This is a genomic window from Glutamicibacter sp. JC586 (assembly GCF_009805585.1).
Lineage (GTDB): Bacteria > Actinomycetota > Actinomycetes > Actinomycetales > Micrococcaceae > Glutamicibacter.
The window spans coordinates 607,902-625,530 of the sequence record NZ_VHIN01000010.1; the positions used below are offsets into that span (position 1 = coordinate 607,902).

Here is a 17,629-nt window from a genome sequence, read left to right on the forward strand (position 1 = left end):
ATGACCGCCACACACTGCCCCTACTGCGCACTCCAGTGCGGTATCAGCTTAGAAGGCTCCGGCGCGGACACCACCTTGTCCGGCCGAGACTTTGAAACCAACGGTGGCGCGCTGTGCCGTAAGGGATTCAGCGCCGCCTCATTGCTGGCCCACCCACAGCGCGTCACCACCCCGATGTTGCGTCAAACCGACGGTAGCTTCACCGGAGTTGATTGGGATACGGCACTGGATCTCATCGCCCACAAGGCGTTGAGCATTCGGGCTGAATCCGGGGCAGATGCGGTGGCAATGTTCGGTTCCGGCTCGTTGACCAACGAAAAGGCCTACCAGCTGGGAAAGTTTGCACGACTGGCCTTGGGTAGCTCGCGGATCGATTACAACGGTCGATTCTGCATGTCTTCGGCGGCGGCCGGAAGCAATAAGGCCTTCGGGCTGGATCGTGGTCTGCCTTTCCCGCTGGCCGATCTGGATACTGCCGGCATGATTTTGATGCTCGGATCCAACGTCGCGGACACCATGCCTCCCTTTGTCCGCCACCTCGAAACGGTGCGCGAACGCGGTGGACTGGTGGTAGTTGATCCGCGGCGTTCGGCCACCGCCAAGCTCAGCGCAGACGGCGCAGGCTGGCACCTACAGCCCACCCCTTCCACCGATTTGCAGCTACTTTTGGGCCTGGCACACGTGGTTATCACCGAGTCCTTGGCCGACATCGACTACCTTGCCGCGCGCACCACCGGCTTGGATTCCCTGCGCTCCTCGGTGGCCAGCTGGTGGCCAGAGCGCACCGCAAAAGTCACCGGGGTTCCCGCAGATCAAATCCGACACACCGCCCGTGCCCTGGCAGCCGCCGCCAAGGCCGCCAAAAATGGTGGAAACCCGGTTTACATTCTTACCGGCCGCGGCATCGAACAGCATGCCAATGGCACCGATACCGTCACCGCCGCGATCAACCTGGCCCTACTCTTGGGCTTGCCTGGAACCACCGCCGGTGGCTATGGCACCATCACCGGTCAGGGCAACGGTCAAGGAGGTCGCGAGCACGGCCAAAAGTGCGACCAGTTGCCTGGCTACCGCAAGATCGATGACCCACAACACCGTGCCCACGTGGCTAAAGTATGGGGTGTTGATCCCGAAATCATTCCAGGACCAGGCACCCCAGCGGTTCAACTGCTCAATTCCTTGGGCACCGAGGGCGGGGCACGAATGCTCATGGTGCACGGGGCGAACCCGGTTATCTCTGCCCCGGATGCCAACCAGATCATCGCGGCCCTGCGCCGACTAGACTTCCTGGTGGTTTCCGACTTCTTCTTCTCCGAAACCGCCGCCGAGGCCAACCTGGTCTTGCCGGTCTTACAGTGGGCCGAAGAAGAAGGCACCATGACCAACCTCGAGGGACGAATCCTGCGCCGCCGAGCAGCTATGGAAGCACCAGGTGAAGCCAAAAGTGAACTGTGGATCTTCGCGCAGCTGGCCCAACGCCTAGGAGCGGCAGGCACCTTCTCCCCAGACGCCGCCGAGGTTTTTGCTGAACTGAAACTCGCCTCGGCCGGTGGCATCGCCGACTACTCTGGGGTGAGCTACGAACAGCTCGACGCGGGAGCAAAAATCTACTGGCCATGCCCCGAATCCAGCGAAGTCAGTACCGATCCCGAGGCTCGAAACGGCACCCCGCGCCTATTCCTTGATTCCTTCGCCCACCCGGACGGTAAGGCAAAAATCATCGCCGTCTACGCACCGAACAAAGTGCCCAGCAAACAGATTTCTCTGGTCACCGGCCGCCTGCTGGAGCACTACCAATCCGGGGCACAAACCCGACGGGTTGAGGAGCTGGCCACCGCCGCCCCAGAAGCTGCCCTTGAAATCCACCCGAGCACCGCACTGGCCCACCAGATCAGCGAAGGACAAATGGTGGAAGTGTCCAATCAGCGTGGCACCACCATCGCCCGCGCAAGATTGAGCACGGACATGCGACTAGATACAGTTTTCCTGCCTTTTCACTATGCAAACACCGGCACCGCAAACCTGCTGACCGATCCGAGTGTGGATCCCTTTAGCAAGATGCCAGAGTTCAAACATGCCCACGTGTCTCTGAACCCGATCAAAGGGGAATCATGAAACGTCCAGAACAGATCGTCATCATCGGCTTCGGCCCGGTGGCTGCCTCACTGGTTGAAGGCCTCTTGCCCGCGGTTACCGCTGGCCAATGTGAATTGACCGTGATCAGTGCCGAAGAGCATTTGGCCTACAACCGCGTACTGCTCGCCGAATTGGCCATTGGAGCTGCCCAACTAGATCACCTGAACATGGTTGATGCTCCCCGTCTTGAAGCCGCCGGGGTCAAGATCCTGCTCGGCGCCCAAGCCACCGGAGTGGACCGCGCCCGACGCCGCGTGATCATTGGCAACCATGAACCGGTGGCCTACGACCGCCTAGTTTTTGCCACCGGCGCCCGAGCGATGATCCCGAGCCTCAACGGCCTGAACTTTGACCCGCATGCTGATACCGCCCTACCCGACTCGGTCTTCGCGCTGCGTACCGTGGATGACGCGAACAAGCTCCAGCACCATCTGACTGCCGGAGACCGGATCCTGATTCTGGGCGGCGGCATTCTGGGCATTGAAGCGGCCCTCGCGATTGCCGCCTCCGGCGGTTCGCCCGTCCTGGTGCACCACGGAGCCGCTCCGCTGGGCCGCGTCGTAGATTCAGACGGCGGAGCACTGTTGACCCGGTGCCTGAAAGAAGCCGGCGTTGAGGTGATCTCGCAAGTTAAAGCCACCGGCATTACCAAGGATGAAAACGGGTTTGCCGCCCTGACCACCTCCACTCACGGACAGATTCCAGGTGGTGCACTACTGATTTCCACCGGAGTACGCGCCCGCACCGAACTGGCCGAAGGTTGTGGCCTAGCAGTAGGACGTGGAATTAAAACCAACCAGTTCCTTTGTGCCGATACCGAAGCACGCATCTACGCCTTGGGTGACTGCGCCGAAGTTGATGGCCAGGCCCCGGTTGGTCTGCTCGCCCCGGGGTGGGCTCAAGCCAGCTGGCTAGCCGCGCACCTGAGCTCACCTACGGATATTCCAGCAGCAGATTTTTCTGCTTCTGACGTTTTGATGCTCAAGGGCCAAGGAATTGAGGTAGCCGCCGCTGGCGATGTGAGCGCTGGTTTTTGGGATAACCCCGAGCTTCAGGCCACCGTCTTTGCCGACCCTTCGGCCGGACGCTACCTCAAGGTCGTCACTCGTGACTCCGTGGTCACCGGCTTCCTGTCCATCGGCTTGCCACAGACCAGCGCCGAACTCACCCTTGCCTACGAGCGTGGCACCCCACTTCCCGAAGATCGCTCCACCCTGCTTCGTCTGGATGATCCGGCCGTTTCGGACTTGGGCACTGCGATTCCTAGTGATGAGGATCAGCTCTGCCGTTGCTCCGGAGCCACCTATGGACAGGTGGCCCACGCTGTGGGCGAAGGCTGCACGACGGTGGCGCAAGTCGGTGAGTCTTGCCGGGCAGGTACCGGTTGTGGTGGATGCAAGTCGAAGATCGAAGAAATGCTTAAGAAAGCCCCAGCCCTGGCGTAGCAGTTGCCGGAGAGAATGTAGTTGGTGGTTGCATGGCTGACGTCGTTGGCTAATAGTCGAGCCTGTCGGGTCTCTGTATAAGCCCCTAGTCACAACCATCAATCAGGGGTTGCGTACTACTTACTTCAAATAAGGGGTGTGCCTAGCCTCTGCCGGGTGCACCAACAAGAAACGCAGGGACCAGTTGGCCCCTGCGTTTCTGCTTGGAAAATTGGTGTTAGCGAGTCTGCTGCAGCCAGAGCTGGCCGTCAGCCTCAACCAATTCGTGGATCGGCAGTGCCGGCGAATCGGCGTTCAGGCAGGTACCGTTATCCAGGCGGTAAACCTCTTTGTGCAGCGGGCAGGCGACGGTTTCTACCGGTCGACCATCAACCATGGTGCCGCCGAGAATTCCTCGTGCCATGACCTTGGCGCCGGTGGTTGGGCAGTGGTGCGACGCGGCGTAGAAGGAGTTGGCCTCGGTTCGGAAGAGGGCCACCTGTGCGCCATCAAGTAGGAGCGCCTCGCCCCAACCTGGTTCAAGTTCTTCGCTACGGCATACCGGCGCGAAGTTCACTGACTTCTCTATGGTCTCTTCGGCAAATTGCGTGCTCATGAACCTGTTCCTTTTCTAGTGGATGTTCGCTGATATACCGAGCTTAGAAGTGAAATGTTTCGCTCAACGCCGTGAGCGATTGCTAGTGAGTAAACCATGGTTAACACCAATTCTTGATTCCGTGAGCGCTCATAATCCCCAGAACTCCACGGTTTTCACCTCGCGCCCTCCCTACGAGAGAAACTTGAAGCAACCCAATGATTCAACGATGTTTCGTGGCTTTCACTGCCCTAGTTCGGGTTGGGGAAGAGAATTACATCCGCTGAAACACAAGAGAAACTGCACCGCAAAATCGGTTTTCTACTCTTGAGCTATCAGCCTGAAACTCCTCGTTTCCAAGCGAAAGTCGAAATTGATCATGGGTACATCACACACCGCACGTCGCGTCCTCGTCATTGGTGGCGGCCCGGCAGCACACCGATTCACCGAATCGCTGTCCAGCCGCGCACCACAGGAACTGAACATCACGGTTCTGACTGAGGAAGTCCACCTGCCTTATGATCGAGTCGCACTGTCCAAGGCACTGACTGACCGCACCGTTGACCTCACCTTGGGTGATACAACGTTGTGGGAGGCAGAACATGTCACTTTGGAAACCAACGCTAAAGCGGTCTCGATCGACAGCGAACAGCACATCGTCACCACTGCCGACGGCCGGACCTTCGCCTACGACGAATTGGTGCTTGCCACTGGATCAGACGCCACCGCCTTACGTATTCCGGGCAATGAACACAGTTTCGTGTACCGCACCCTAGAAGATGTCTGGTCGATCGCTGAAAAGATCGAAGAACTCAAAACTACCCTGGGCCGCGCCCCGGTAGTAGCCACCGTCGGTGGCGGTCTGCTCGGTCTGGAAGCCGCCGCAGGCGCGCAGGCACTGGGTGCACAATCTCTTGTCATTGACAGCGGACACTGGCTGATGCGCTCCCAGCTTGATGAAGGTGCAGGCCAAGCAATGGGCCGACTGATCAAGGAAACCGGTTTCACGGTGCATGGCGGGTTCCGCCCCAAAGAAATCATCACTCAGGGCAATGAAGTGACCGGCGTGATGCTCACCAACGACAGCGTGATCGAGGCCGACATGGTCATCGCATCCATCGGTGTCACCCCACGCGATGAGCTGGCGCGCAACTACAACGAGGCCTTGGATCAGGCCGGTAGCAATGCACAGCGCTTCGAGATGGGTCCGCGCGGCGGCGTGGTCATCAACGCGAATTGCGCCACGGGCATCGAGAACATCTGGGCCATTGGCGAAGTCGCCAACTTTGATGGCATGTGCGTTGGTCTGGTCGCTCCAGCCAACTCCATGGCCGAGATTGTCGCAGAACAGCTCTGCGGAGGCCACGGCGAATTCCCTGGCTTTGATACCGCCACCAAGCTCAAGCTCTCCGGTGTGGATGTGGCCAGTTTTGGTGATGCTTTTGCGCAAACCGAAGGCGCGTTGGAAGTTGTGTACGCCGATGCACCTCGTGGCCTGTATCAAAAGCTAGTTGTTTCCGCTGACGCCAAGACGCTACTTGGCGGCATCTTCGTAGGCGATGCAACCCCCTATCAGTCGTTGCGGCCGATGCTCGGGCGTGAACTTGCCGCCGAGCCCGGTGCCTATCTCAGTGCCATCGGCGGTGAAGCTCCTGAGTCAGAGCTGCCAGATGATGCGGTGATGTGTTCTTGCAATAACGTGCTGGCCGGCGATATCCGCGATGCCGTCTCCGGTTGTGGCAGCTGCGAGGGTAAGGACCCGGTCACCACCGTCGGCGGGCTCAAAGCCTGCACCCGGGCCGGAACTCAGTGTGGCTCGTGTGTACCGATGATCAAAAAATTGATGGAAGCGCAGATGAAGAAGGACGGGGCCGAAGTTTCTACCGCCCTGTGCGAGCACATCTCCTTCTCCCGCCCAGAGTTGTTCGAAGCCATCAAGGTGGCCGGGGCTTCCACCTTCGCCGAGGTGATGGAACGCTTCGGCACCGGATCCGGTTGCGATATTTGCAAGCCGGCGATCGCCAACATCCTCTCCTCGCAGACCTCCGTACACCCCATGGACGCTGGTTTGGCCGGCGCCCAGGACACCAACGACCGTGCGCTCGCCAACATGCAGAAGGACGGCACCTACTCGGTGGTTCCACGTATTCCTGGTGGCGAAATCACCCCAGAGAAGCTGGCGGTCATTGCCGCGGTGGCACAAAAGTACGGCCTGTATACCAAGCTCACCGGTGGCCTGCGCATCGATATGTTCGGTGCGCGACTGGACCAGCTGCCTGATATCTGGCGCGAACTGGTGGATGCCGGATTCGAATCCGGTCAGGCCTACGGCAAGTCACTACGCAATGTGAAAACCTGCGTCGGATCCTCATGGTGCCGGTACGGCATGCTCGATTCGGTGGCCATGGGTATCGAGATGGAGCTTCGCTACCGCGGACTGCGCGCCCCGCACAAGTTCAAGATGGGCGTTTCGGGTTGCGCCCGCGAATGTGCTGAGGCCCGCGCCAAGGATATCGGGGTCATTGCCACCGCTGAAGGTTGGAACCTCTACGTCGGTGGTAACGGTGGAGCTAACCCTGCCCATGCTCAGCTGTTGGCTGGCGGTTTGGACGATCAGACCTTGCTCAAGTACATCGATCGCTACCTGATGTACTACATTCGTACCGCCGACAAACTACAGCGCACGGCCCATTGGCTACAGGATCTGGAGGGTGGGCTGGAACGGGCCAAGCAGGTTGTCATCGATGATTCGCTAGGTTTAGCCGCTGAAATGGAAGCAGCCATGGAGCGCCACGTAGCCAACTACGAAGACGAATGGGCCGCTACGCTGGCTGACCCGGTCAAGCTTAAGCGTTTCCGTTCCTTTGTGAATACCGCGCAGCCCGACACAGAACTAGCCTATGTACCGGAGCGTGGCCAGAAGCGTCCGGCCGAGCCAGTCGCGCTGGGTGCCAGCATCCCGGTCGGTGCTCCACAACGCTAGGCCCGCTGTGATTCACCCGCGTATGGTATTGGGAACTTCCTACCAGCGCGGGTGAATTTGGGCGCGTAGTTTTTCATCATAGAGATCACGAACCGTTTGGTTGAATTTCTCGGAAACCTTCAGCGCTCCGGCCACCGCATTGGCACGAGCCTGCTCAGGATTGCGCGCTCCAGGAATGATCGTGCTGATCCCATCCTGCGCTGCCAACCAGGCGAGAGCGACCTGGGCGCTGCTCGCATCCGAGGCTTCCGCCTTAGCAAGCCGTGCGAATTCCCCAGCTGCCTGCACACCCGTTGCATAATCCACACCCGAGAAGGTCTCCCCCACATCAAAAGCTGAACCATCACGGTTGAAGTTTCGGTGATCGTTTTTGGCGAACTCGGTCTCTAGCGTGTAACGGTTGGTGAGCAGACCGCTAGCCAACGGAACACGGGCAATAATTCCCACCCCAGCTTCTTGGGCTGCAGGCAGGACAACTTCCAATGACTTATGGCGAAATGCATTGATGATGATCTGCACGGTCGCGACGTTGGGCCGGGCGATGGCCGCCAGAGCTTCATCGACGGTTTCAACCGAAACACCATAATTGGCCATACGCCCCTCGTCCACCATGGTATCCAGCGCATCATAGACGGCATCTGTTGAATACACCGCGGTTGGCGGGCAATGAAGTTGCACCAAGTCTAGGGTGTCTACTCCTAGATTTTTACGCGAGCGATCATTCCACGCGCGGAAGGCATCAAGGTTGTAGTTTTCAGGGATCTGTTCAACGCGGCGACCCATTTTGGTAGCCACCGTGATGGAAGCGTCCGGATTGGCTGTCAGCCACTGACCGATCAATTCTTCGCTGCGGCCGTCGCCGTAAACATCTGCTGTGTCGAAAAAGTTTACGCCGGCCTCGTAGGCAGCGTCTAAGACGGCCAGGGCCGCGGCTTCATCGACCGATCCCCAGTCGGCGCCTAACTGCCACGTTCCAAGGCCGATGACTGATACGTTGCGCGCAGTGCGTCCAAGTTCTCGTTGTTGCATAGCTTCGAGTCTAGGGCGCGTTAGCTAATTACGATACTGAGAACGGCGTTTCGACATATTCCCTTATGCTCCATTCGATAGAATATTGACTGTCATCACAACAATGAGGAGATCATGCTTCCCGCAATTTTAACGCTCATCTTTGCACTGATCGGTTTGGCAATTATTCTCGCTGGCTCGTCCATGAAGGCTGAGAACAAGAATCGAACTCCGACCCGGTTGACCGGATTCGGCGTTTTTATCGTTTCTCTAGTCGTACTTGCATTTATGTGTATCACCATCGTTCAACCTCGCACCGTCGGCGTGAAAGTTGCCCTAGGCAAACCAACTTCCGTGGTCAGCAACGGATTCCATCTAAAGTGGCCGTGGGAAAGCGTTGAAAAATTGGACGGCTCAGTTCAAAACGACGTCTACTCCGCAGATAGTGGTATCCCTGTTCGACTAGGAAACAACGGCCGGGCTAACGTTGACGCTTCTATTCAGTGGCAGCTAAAAACCGACGATGCGATGGACGTGTTCTTGGACTACCGAACCTTTGAAGGTATCCAATCAAACCTCGTTGATCGAAACTTCCGTGCGGCACTCAACGAAGTTATGGCCAGCTATGATCCTCTGGCTTACACCGAACCGTCCAAGGGTGGCCAGGATCTTGAGGGCCTAGCTAAGTCGGTTCAGGAAAAAATGCAGGCCAAAGTCAAGACCCAGATTGAGATTCGCTCTGTCACTTTGCCAATCATCAACTTTGATGAGCCAACGCAGAACCGCATCAATGAACTTCAGTCAGAGGCAGCAAAGACTCGAGTTGCCGAGCAACGAAAGCAAACGAGTACAGCTGAAGCGGAAGCCAATAAGATTTTGGAGCGCTCGCTGACTCAGGAAACACTGACTTCCAAATGCCTAGACATCGTTGCGGAGTCAAACCAGAGCCCGATCGGCTGCTTCCCCAATTCGGGAGTTCAGCCCATCACCATGACCGGTGAAAACAACACCAAATAGTATCGCTTACATAGACGTATCGCCTCGACTGATGCTGAGGCGATACGTCTATTAATGGACTTGAGTACTTAGGAGCTTAGGCCAACTCTTATCCTTGTGGCATTGGCCTATCTCCAGCCTGACCGGGCTGCTCGGAGATGATCTGTACTTCAAGACCTTGGTGGTCGTACAGCTTGCCGTCGATCAGGCGATCGCCATCGGCAAGCCCTTCAAGTTGGTACTTGTAGATCGATCGCTGGGAGGTTTCTTTCTTGCCCCAAGTTAGTTCGTTGAAAATGATGTTCAGTACTACCGCCATGATGGTGGCCGAGGAAATACTGGATTGGAAGATGGTGCCTACCCAGGTAGGGAAAGCAGCATAGAAGTCGGCTTTGACCATCGGAATGCAACCAAAAGCGAGCGAGGTCGCAATGATCAACATGTTCATGTTGTCATCCTTGACCTTGGCTAGCGTGCGGATGCCGGCGGCAGCTACCGAACCAAAGAGCACAATTCCCGCGCCTCCCAGCACCGGTTGCGGAATCGATGCAATCACACGGCCCAGCACTGGCAGCAATCCTAAGATCACCAAGATGCCACCGCCGGCGGCCACCACAAATCGGCTCTTCACCCCAGTAATTGCCACTAGGCCGACATTCTGCGCGAAAGCCGACTGAGTGAAGGTATTAAAGATTGGAGCCACAGTTGAGGAGAGCATGTCCGCACGCAGACCGTTGGCGATACGACGAGAATCAACTTTAGATCCGGTCACCTCAGCCACTGCCAACATATCTGCGGTGGTTTCTGTATAGGTCACCAAGATAACGATCATCATTGAAATGATGGCACTGAGTTCAAATACTGGTGCGCCAAAGGCGAATGGTGTTGGCACCGCAAAAATATCGCCGGTAAGCACCTGAGAAAAATCGGTCATGCCCATAAAAACTGCAACTACTGTGCCAAACACAATGGATAACAAAATGGAAAGACGCGACAGTGCGGCTACACCCGATTTGGATAGCGCCAGCAAAATCACCAGAGTAATGGCCGCTAGGGCGATGTTCTTCATCGAACCATAACTATCACCGGCCGCCGTGCCGCCCATCGCCCAATCAGCGGTGACGGGGAAAAGCGAAACACCAATAATCGTGATCACTACACCTGTAACCACCGGTGGAAAGAACCGTAGAAGCTTGGCAAAAAATGGGGCGATGACAATGCCAATGGCTCCGGCGGCCAGCACCGCGCCAAATACTGCTGGCATTCCGCCGCCACCGTTCATGATGGCAATCATCGTTGCCACACCGGAGAACGACGTACCTTGAACTAACGGTAGCTGAGCACCAAAGAACGGAATACCCAAGGTCTGCAAGATGGTGGCCAGCCCGCCAATAAACAAGCAGCAAGCCACCAGTACACCCATTTGTGCGGTGTCCATTCCCGCAGCACTGCCCATCACTAGCGGTGGGGCAATGATTCCGCCGTACATGGTCAGCACGTGTTGGAAGCCATAGGCCACCGTGCGACCAGGGCTCAGGCGTTCATCTTCGGGTCTTGCGCTCAGCGCTGGTTGGCTGCTGGCAGCACTCATGGGGGTTGTTCCTCTTCGGTTCGCTGCGGTGGATGATGCAATCAATTCTCTCGCACCACCACCGCGCACCCACGGAACTTGAACTCTAAGAGTCCAATGTTGCGCCAGGGAGTTGGCTGTGTTCAACGAAGCGCACCATCATGGCCTTAAAACCAGGAGTGTTGGATTCACGGGCTACCAAGTCTCGGTGGACCAGCGCATTAGCCTCTGGATAGTAGGCAGCAACACAGCCCTTAGCGGTCGGGTAGGACACCAAACGGAAGCGGTTAGCGCGACGCTCACTTCCGGCGAAGGTAGAGATCACGTCAACCAGATCGCGATCTGCAAAACCCGTTTCAGCCAAATCTTCGGGGTTGATCAAGATGACGCGACGGCCATCTTTGATGCCACGGTAACGGTCATCGAGTCCGTAGAAGGTCGTGTTGTACTGGTCGTGGCTGCGCATGGTCTGCAAAACCAAGTGCCCCTCGGGTGCTTCCAGCGCTTCAAATGGTGAAACGGTGAATCGTCCCTTGCCAATGTCTGTGGCAAACGAGCGAGTGTCGCGTGGCGGGTTGGGCAATACAAAGCCGTTCTTGTCGCGGACGCGTCGGTTGAAGTCTTCGAATCCGGGCAGCACATTTTCAATGTGGTCTCGGATGACGTCATAGTCTTCGGACATGGCCCGCCAGTCAATCGGGTGGTCATCTCCCAAAATAGCTTGAGCCATTCGCGCCACGATGACTGGTTCAGCCAGCAGGTGTTCAGAAACCGGGGCCAGTCGTCCGCGGGTAGATTTGATAACCGACATGGAGTCTTCCACTGAGAGGAACTGGGCACCTGAGGGGTGCTTGTCGTCTTTATCGGTACGCCCCAAGGTAGGCAGGATCAGTGATGTCTTGCCGTGTACCACATGGGAACGGTTGGGTTTGGTGGAAATATGAACGGTCAGTTTGGCCCGTTGCATGCCCGCTTCGAGCGCTTCGGTGTCCGAGTTGGCCATCGCAAAGTTGCCGCCCATTGAGACAAAAACGTCTACTTCGTCTTTCTCAAAGGCATGAAGAGCTTCGGTGGAGTCATATCCGTGGGCGCGTGGTGAGTTGATGCCAAACTCTTGATCAATCGATGCCAGAAGTTTCTCACTTGGCTTCTCCCAGATGCCCATGGTGCGATCACCCTGAACATTTGAGTGTCCACGGACCGGGCAAGCTCCTGCACCAGGTTTGCCGAAGTTACCCTGCATTAGCAGCAGGTTAATGATTTCCTTCAGCGTAGGCACCGAGTGAGGCTGCTGAGTTAAGCCCAGGGCCCAGCAAATGATTGTCGCTTTGGACTTGATCAGCAGCTGCGCGATCTCGGTGATTTCCGCTCGGGTTAGCCCCGTGGCTTTTTCGGTGGCGTCCCAGTCCAAGGTGGCGCGTGCGCTCTTGTAGGCTTCAAAACCGTCGGTGACTTTTGCAATAAACTCGTGGTCAACAACGCTGCCGGGATTCTTTGCTTCTTCTTCAAGCAAGAGGTGTCCGAAGGCCTGGAACAGGGCTAAGTCACCGCCGACCTTAATCTGTAGGAAGTCGCTGGCCACTGGTTCGGCCTTGCCGAGCATGCCACCGACGGTCTGCGGGTCTTTGAAGCCGAAGAACCCGGCCTCGGGCAATGGATTGATGGCCACCACGCGGGCGCCACGTTTGCGCGCATCGGAAAGAGCAGAGAGCATCCTGGGGTGGTTGGTGCCGGGGTTCTGGCCCACGACAAAAATGAGTTGGGTATGCTCAAAATCTTCAAGGGAAACGGTGCCCTTACCAATGCCAATGGTCGGGTTCAGTGCACTACCCGAGGACTCATGGCACATGTTTGAGCAGTCTGGCAGATTGTTGGTGCCCAAGCTTCGGGCCAGCAATTGGTACATAAACGCGGTCTCGTTAGCGGTACGACCGGAGGTGTAAAAAACACAACGTTCAGGGGTGGACTCGTGTACATGCTGCGCGATGGTCTCGAAGGCCTGACCCCAGCTGATCGGGCGGTAGTGGCTTTCGCCTTCGTGAATGACCATCGGGTTGGTAATTCGCCCCTGTGAGCCCAACCAGTATTCGGTCTTATCTTGCAATACCGCGATAGGGTGCTGTTCAAACCATTCAGGGGTGACCGTACGTGAGCTGGCTTCTTCGGCGATGGCCTTGGCACCGTTTTCGCAGAACTCTGCCGGTTTACGGCGCTCGGTAATAGATTCTGGCCACGCACAACCCGGGCAGTCAAAGCCATTATGTTGATTGACACGAAGCATTGAGCGCAGGGTACGACTCGGTCCGGCCTGGGCGAAACCACGTTCCATCGAAACCATAACAGCCTTGAGACCGGCTGCGGCATGGGCTGGTTCGCTGACTTTTAGTTCATCTTCATTGATGTCTTTTTTAGGTGCCGAACGATGCATGACGCCCTCCTGTGGGTTGCGTGGTTGAGCGTGATATCCAGCTCACATATTACTAGGCTACGCCTCTAAGACTCGATGCGCATGTGTATAAAGGTTCACGCTGGAACTGCGCGAAAATGCTGCCAGTGTCAGACCAGTCTCCTGAGCCAAATCGACTGCAAGAGATGAAGGAGCGCTGACCGCGGTCAACAGCGGAATCCCGGCCATCGCGGCCTTCTGTACTAGTTCAAAAGATGCCCGACCAGAGACCTGAAGTACCGCGTCGTTCAGCGGAAGCATGCCCTGGCGCAGTGCTGCCCCGATCACTTTGTCCACCGCGTTATGCCGTCCCACATCTTCGCGCAGGATCAGCAACTCTCCTGAGGTGGAAAACAGTCCTGCGGCGTGCACTCCGCCGGTTGAGGAAAACAGCTTTTGGGATTCGCGTAAGGTATCGGGCAAATCCAGCAAGGTTTCCACGTCGATAATTCCGGTACGCTCGGCCATTTCATATCCGGCCTTTTTGCGTACTTCATCAATGGAGTTGGTGCCACAGATGCCACAGGCCGAGCTGGTCACCACATTGCGGGAGGCCGCCAGATCAGGTGGTGTGGCACCAGGACCTAACTGCACTTCAATAACGTTAAAGGTCTGATTACCCTCTTCATCGGTGCCGGCGCAATAGCGCAGTGAGAGCAGCTGCTCTGAATTTCGAATGACTCCTTCGCCAACGAGGAATCCGGCGACCATGTCAAAGTCGTCGCCCGGGGTGCGCATGGAAGTGGTGTAGGAGGCGTGGCCAAAGCGGATTTCCAGCGGTTCTTCACCGGCGAGTTTTTCCTCCCGGGCACGCCAGCCACCGTCGCGGGTAGCGCGGATAACTCGACGGCGAACGATCTTACGGCCCATGTGGTTGCTCCTTGCGGTGCGTCTGCATACTCTGGCCAATACTCGCACACCATCGGCCAAAACTCAGCGTCGAGTTAGTTGGCGCCCCGCATTCCCTTTTCGGATTCGTCCAGTGTTACAGCCGTCGGTAGACGAGTATCGCTGCGAAGTTCCCGCATCAGCGACATCCCCAGTAGCGTGACGATCACCGTAAATGGTACGGCGGAGAGAATGGCGGCCTGCTGTAGCGCTTCTAGCCCGCCGACCAATAACAGCACGATCGCGCAGATTCCGGTAAGAAGCCCCCAGACCACCAACACCGGCTTCTTGGGGTACATATTTCCGCCGGAAGTCAGTGTACCGAGTACATAAGTGTTTGAATCCGCTCCGGTAATGAAGAACAGCACCACCAGGATGACCGTGAATGCTGAGGTCACTTCTGGCATTGGCAGTTCAGCCAACATGGCAAAGAAGGTGCTGTTGGTGTCCTGTAATGTTGCCTGCCCAATCCCGGAGTTACCGCTCATCTGCTGGTGGATTGAAGTACCGCCGAAAATGCTGAACCACAGGCTAAAGACCAGCGACGGGACGCCCATCACCGCAACAACGAATTCACGAATGGTCCGACCCTTGGAAATCCGCGCCAGAAATATGCCGACGAATGCACCCCAGCTCAACCACCAGGCCATCATGAAGTAAGTCCACCATTGCATCCATTGCAGGTCTTCGGCCCCCGAGGGAGTCAGCAGCGCCACGGCCGGGAATTCACCTAGGAACTGGCCCATGGAACGGAAGTAGATGTTGGAGATAAATCCGGTGGGTCCGGAAACTAGGACAAATAGACCGATGACTGCAGCGCCGATCATGGTGCCCTGGCTGAGCCACTTAATACCTTTGCCGACGCCGGAGAGCGCCGAGAGCGTGAATACGATGGTCACGCCAGCAATGATCACGATCTTGACGATCAAATCTGTGGGGATTCCGAGCAGGCTATTTAGCCCTTCAGCAATTTGTGAAGCTCCCAGGCCCAGCGAGGTGGTGGTCCCAAAAAGGGTCGCCAGCACGGTGAACACATCGATGATCTTCCCAAGCCATCCATCCATAGACTTTCCCAATACTGGACGGAGCATCACCGACACGAGACCAGAATTGCCCCGGCGGTGCGTCGAATAGGCAATAGCCAAACCGAACACTCCGAACAAGGCCCACGCATTTGGACCCCAGTCAAAGTACGAGAATTGCAGGGCCAGCACCGCTGCGTCCATAGTTTCTGGTTCTGCTCGGCCATGTGGAGGCATCATGAAGTGGCTCATAGGTTCGGCAGCGCCGTAGCTAATCAATCCGATGCCCATGACGGCGCCGAGAATCATCGCAATCCAGGCCCATGTGGAGAATTCTGGACGCTCCGAATCTTTGCCAAGCCTAATGCCTCCGTAGCGCGAGAAGGCTAGGAACAGCATCAGCACAATGCATCCAAGAGTCACCAAGAGGTAGCTCCAACCAATGTATTGCGCCGACCAGTTGGAGGCCCCGGACATCAGCACTTTCAGCCGCTCTGGAGCTAGCGCAGCCCAGAGCACGAAGACCACAACCAGCACCAGCGAAATGGAAAGGACGCTGCCCGGACGCTTCAGTTGCTTGTAGACCTGTTTCGATTCATTCTTATCGGCGGCACGATGTAACGTGCCACCGGTAAGCGTCGGCCCTTTGTATGGCCCTTCGCCCTGCTTGTCGTTGGTTTCGGTACTCATGACTCTCACACTTCGTTAGTTTGGAGGGTTTTCCAACGCCGGGTTACAGGGCCGTCAGTTCGGCGCCGTCGTAGAACCGGCCTGCCTTGTAAAACATCGGCTCAAGCTGGGCTACCTCGGAATGCTTGACCTTGGCGATGAACACGGTGTGGGTCTTGGCTTGGAAGCGTTCCTTGATTTCTGCTTCGATAGAGGCCGCCGACCCGTCGATTAGTGGGCTGCCGTTAGGACCTTGGTGCCATTGCAACTCGGCAAATTTGTCATCCCCCTTGGAGGCAAAGGTGCCTACGGTGTCACGTTGGCCGTTGCTCATGATATTGATTCCGAGGTGGGTGGATTTGAACAGCGACGCGTAGGTGCTGGTGGTCTTCTGCACGCAAACCAGCACCAGGGGTGGCTCAAGTGAAACAGAGACGTAGGAATTTGCGGCTAACCCACGAGGCTTGCCTGCCTCGTCCATGGTGGTTACGACGGTCACGCCGGTGATGAATTGGCGGTTGAAGCCCTTGAGTTCGTCGAGATTTGGCACGCCGCTCAAATCATCAACAATTACTCCTTCTCCCCCGGACTCAAAAGCCGACTTCAGCGAAGGCACACCTACGTCTTCGAGCAACTCGCTCTGATCCCAGGTGACCTGCTCAGAGATGATTTTTCCATCTCGCATTTGCATCAAGTTGGAGCCACGGGTTTCCACGGTATTGCCGGTTGCAGGTACACCTTGCAGATCGTTGATGAACGTACCAGTGGTGTGCCAGAAAATCGCGATGGTTTGTTGCTGCTCATCCACAAGCAGGTGATCAATTGTTGTCACGAGGTCAGGGAAGGCCTCGCGCACACTCAGGATCTCTTGTTTTAGTTCAGGGACAGTGGTGACGTTTTTGGATTTCTTACTGATCCGCTGGAAGTCCGGGTGGAAGATCTCATCGAGGGCATCGACCTGCCCCTGATCCCAAGCTGCTTCCCAAGCGTTGACGAGTGATTCTTTGACGGGCTGGAGTGAATTTACAATTTGTTGCATGCAAGAAATGCTAGCAAAGGTTGTGATCCAGTCAACACATTTTGGAAAATTCGTGAAAATTTAGCGGAAAACCAATAAACCTAGAAAGATCTGTTGCATACAAGAGAAACTATGGATAGGGTTCTTGTATGCAAGAGAGTTCAAGTGTGGAATCAAAAACCAAGAGTGTCGCAGAGACGCCGTTGCTGACCCGACTGCGTCAAATGATTGTCACCGGGGTTGTCCAGCCCGGCGACCTATTGGCTGAAACCGCCCTGGCCCAGGACTTTGAGGTCAGCCGCACGCCGATTCGAGAAGCCCTGAAGCAACTAGAGCGCGAGGGGTTGGTTGAGGTACGTTCCAGGGTCGGCACCTTCGTTAGGAAACCCACCCAGCGCGAAATTCACGAGATGTTTTCCTTGAAGGAAGCCTTCGAAGGATTAGCAGCGGGTCTCTTGGCCAGGCGCGGCGCAGTCCCTGAACTAGAACAGCTCAAGGAAAACGTGGCACGCAGCCAGCAGGCCGTCGAAAATGGCGACGCGGAACTCTATTCGCAGCTGGTCCACGAATTCCACAGCACCCTCGTGGCCGGGGCCGACAGCAGAAAACTCTCCGAACACTACGACCTGTTGATGAACCAACTGGCCTACCATCGCATCGTTTCACAGACCCTGAGTCTGCCCGGGCGCCTGCAGAACTCGCAAAATGAGCACCAGGCAATCATCGATGCCATCAGCTCCAAAGATCCTTTGACCGCAGAGCTCATCATGCGCCGACATGTTGCTGCCTCAAGCCAATCGGCGGCCCTTGCAGCCCTACGCGAAGACGAAGAACACCCGGGATAGCCCCTCCATAGCTACGCAAAGGAATACCA

12 protein-coding genes are annotated in these 17,629 nt (G+C 56.7%); 5 read left to right on the forward strand and 7 right to left on the reverse strand.

The window, feature by feature from the left end; genetic code table 11:
* Together FJV47_RS10760 and FJV47_RS10765 are read left to right on the forward strand one after the other, a co-directional pair.
* Positions 1 to 2,115, forward strand: a complete 2,115-nt coding sequence (locus tag FJV47_RS10760; protein WP_159612772.1) for a molybdopterin oxidoreductase family protein — start codon at positions 1 to 3, stop codon at positions 2,113 to 2,115.
* The gene (locus FJV47_RS10765; RefSeq protein ID WP_159612774.1) at positions 2,112 to 3,581 is read left to right on the forward strand and encodes an FAD-dependent oxidoreductase; all 1,470 of its coding nucleotides are present in this window, start codon (positions 2,112 to 2,114) and stop codon (positions 3,579 to 3,581) included. Before FJV47_RS10760 ends, FJV47_RS10765 begins: the two co-directional genes overlap by 4 nt.
* A 217-nt stretch (positions 3,582 to 3,798) precedes the next feature.
* Here the strand turns inward: FJV47_RS10765 and nirD are convergent, their stop codons facing one another.
* On the reverse strand, positions 3,799 to 4,176 hold the full coding sequence (gene nirD, locus FJV47_RS10770; protein WP_159612776.1) for a nitrite reductase small subunit NirD: 378 nt from the start codon (positions 4,174 to 4,176) through the stop codon (positions 3,799 to 3,801).
* Between the two features lie 358 nt (positions 4,177 to 4,534).
* Between nirD and nirB the strand changes: the two genes are divergently transcribed.
* On the forward strand, positions 4,535 to 7,138 hold the full coding sequence (gene nirB / locus FJV47_RS10775) for a nitrite reductase large subunit NirB (RefSeq protein ID WP_159612778.1): 2,604 nt from the start codon (positions 4,535 to 4,537) through the stop codon (positions 7,136 to 7,138).
* A gap of 39 nt (positions 7,139 to 7,177) precedes the next feature.
* On the opposite strand, the gene FJV47_RS10780 is transcribed toward nirB, so the two are convergent.
* On the reverse strand, positions 7,178 to 8,167 hold the full coding sequence (locus tag FJV47_RS10780) for an aldo/keto reductase (protein ID WP_159612780.1): 990 nt from the start codon (positions 8,165 to 8,167) through the stop codon (positions 7,178 to 7,180).
* A gap of 114 nt (positions 8,168 to 8,281) precedes the next feature.
* Between FJV47_RS10780 and FJV47_RS10785 the strand changes: the two genes are divergently transcribed.
* Positions 8,282 to 9,163: an SPFH domain-containing protein gene (locus FJV47_RS10785; protein WP_159612782.1), complete on the forward strand. Its 882-nt coding sequence runs from the start codon at positions 8,282 to 8,284 to the stop codon at positions 9,161 to 9,163.
* Positions 9,164 to 9,251: 88 nt separating this feature from the next.
* Here FJV47_RS10785 and FJV47_RS10790 read toward each other — a convergent pair whose 3' ends face one another.
* From FJV47_RS10790 to FJV47_RS10810, 5 genes are all read right to left on the reverse strand, one after another.
* A complete protein-coding gene (locus FJV47_RS10790; protein ID WP_159612784.1) occupies positions 9,252 to 10,733 on the reverse strand; it encodes a nucleobase:cation symporter-2 family protein in 1,482 nt (493 codons plus the stop codon).
* An 85-nt stretch (positions 10,734 to 10,818) separates the two neighbouring features.
* Positions 10,819 to 13,140, reverse strand: coding sequence for an FdhF/YdeP family oxidoreductase (locus FJV47_RS10795; RefSeq protein ID WP_159612786.1), 2,322 nt, complete (start codon positions 13,138 to 13,140; stop codon positions 10,819 to 10,821).
* Between the two features lie 57 nt (positions 13,141 to 13,197).
* The gene (fdhD, locus tag FJV47_RS10800; RefSeq protein WP_159612788.1) at positions 13,198 to 14,028 is read right to left on the reverse strand and encodes a formate dehydrogenase accessory sulfurtransferase FdhD; all 831 of its coding nucleotides are present in this window, start codon (positions 14,026 to 14,028) and stop codon (positions 13,198 to 13,200) included.
* A gap of 74 nt (positions 14,029 to 14,102) precedes the next feature.
* Positions 14,103 to 15,758, reverse strand: a complete 1,656-nt coding sequence (locus FJV47_RS10805) for a BCCT family transporter (RefSeq protein WP_159612790.1) — start codon at positions 15,756 to 15,758, stop codon at positions 14,103 to 14,105.
* 43 nt (positions 15,759 to 15,801) lie between these two features.
* Positions 15,802 to 16,776: a flavin reductase gene (locus FJV47_RS10810; protein ID WP_159612792.1), complete on the reverse strand. Its 975-nt coding sequence runs from the start codon at positions 16,774 to 16,776 to the stop codon at positions 15,802 to 15,804.
* Positions 16,777 to 16,922: 146 nt separating this feature from the next.
* Here FJV47_RS10810 and FJV47_RS10815 point away from each other — a divergent pair, with 146 nt between their 5' ends.
* Positions 16,923 to 17,600: a GntR family transcriptional regulator gene (locus tag FJV47_RS10815; RefSeq protein WP_235026418.1), complete on the forward strand. Its 678-nt coding sequence runs from the start codon at positions 16,923 to 16,925 to the stop codon at positions 17,598 to 17,600.
* The last annotated feature ends 29 nt before the right edge of the window (positions 17,601 to 17,629 follow it).

Bases quoted from the DNA above. Each gene is read 5' to 3' on its own strand.
- FJV47_RS10760 (WP_159612772.1), top strand. From the start codon at position 1: ATGACCGCCACACACTGCCCCTACTGCGCACTCCAGTGCGGTATCAGC.
- FJV47_RS10765 (WP_159612774.1), top strand. From the start codon at position 2,112: ATGAAACGTCCAGAACAGATCGTCATCATCGGCTTCGGCCCGGTGGCT.
- nirD (WP_159612776.1), bottom strand. From the start codon at position 4,176: ATGAGCACGCAATTTGCCGAAGAGACCATAGAGAAGTCAGTGAACTTC.
- nirB (WP_159612778.1), top strand. From the start codon at position 4,535: ATGGGTACATCACACACCGCACGTCGCGTCCTCGTCATTGGTGGCGGC.
- FJV47_RS10780 (WP_159612780.1), bottom strand. From the start codon at position 8,167: ATGCAACAACGAGAACTTGGACGCACTGCGCGCAACGTATCAGTCATC.
- FJV47_RS10785 (WP_159612782.1), top strand. From the start codon at position 8,282: ATGCTTCCCGCAATTTTAACGCTCATCTTTGCACTGATCGGTTTGGCA.
- FJV47_RS10790 (WP_159612784.1), bottom strand. From the start codon at position 10,733: ATGAGTGCTGCCAGCAGCCAACCAGCGCTGAGCGCAAGACCCGAAGAT.
- FJV47_RS10795 (WP_159612786.1), bottom strand. From the start codon at position 13,140: ATGCATCGTTCGGCACCTAAAAAAGACATCAATGAAGATGAACTAAAA.
- fdhD (WP_159612788.1), bottom strand. From the start codon at position 14,028: ATGGGCCGTAAGATCGTTCGCCGTCGAGTTATCCGCGCTACCCGCGAC.
- FJV47_RS10805 (WP_159612790.1), bottom strand. From the start codon at position 15,758: ATGAGTACCGAAACCAACGACAAGCAGGGCGAAGGGCCATACAAAGGG.
- FJV47_RS10810 (WP_159612792.1), bottom strand. From the start codon at position 16,776: ATGCAACAAATTGTAAATTCACTCCAGCCCGTCAAAGAATCACTCGTC.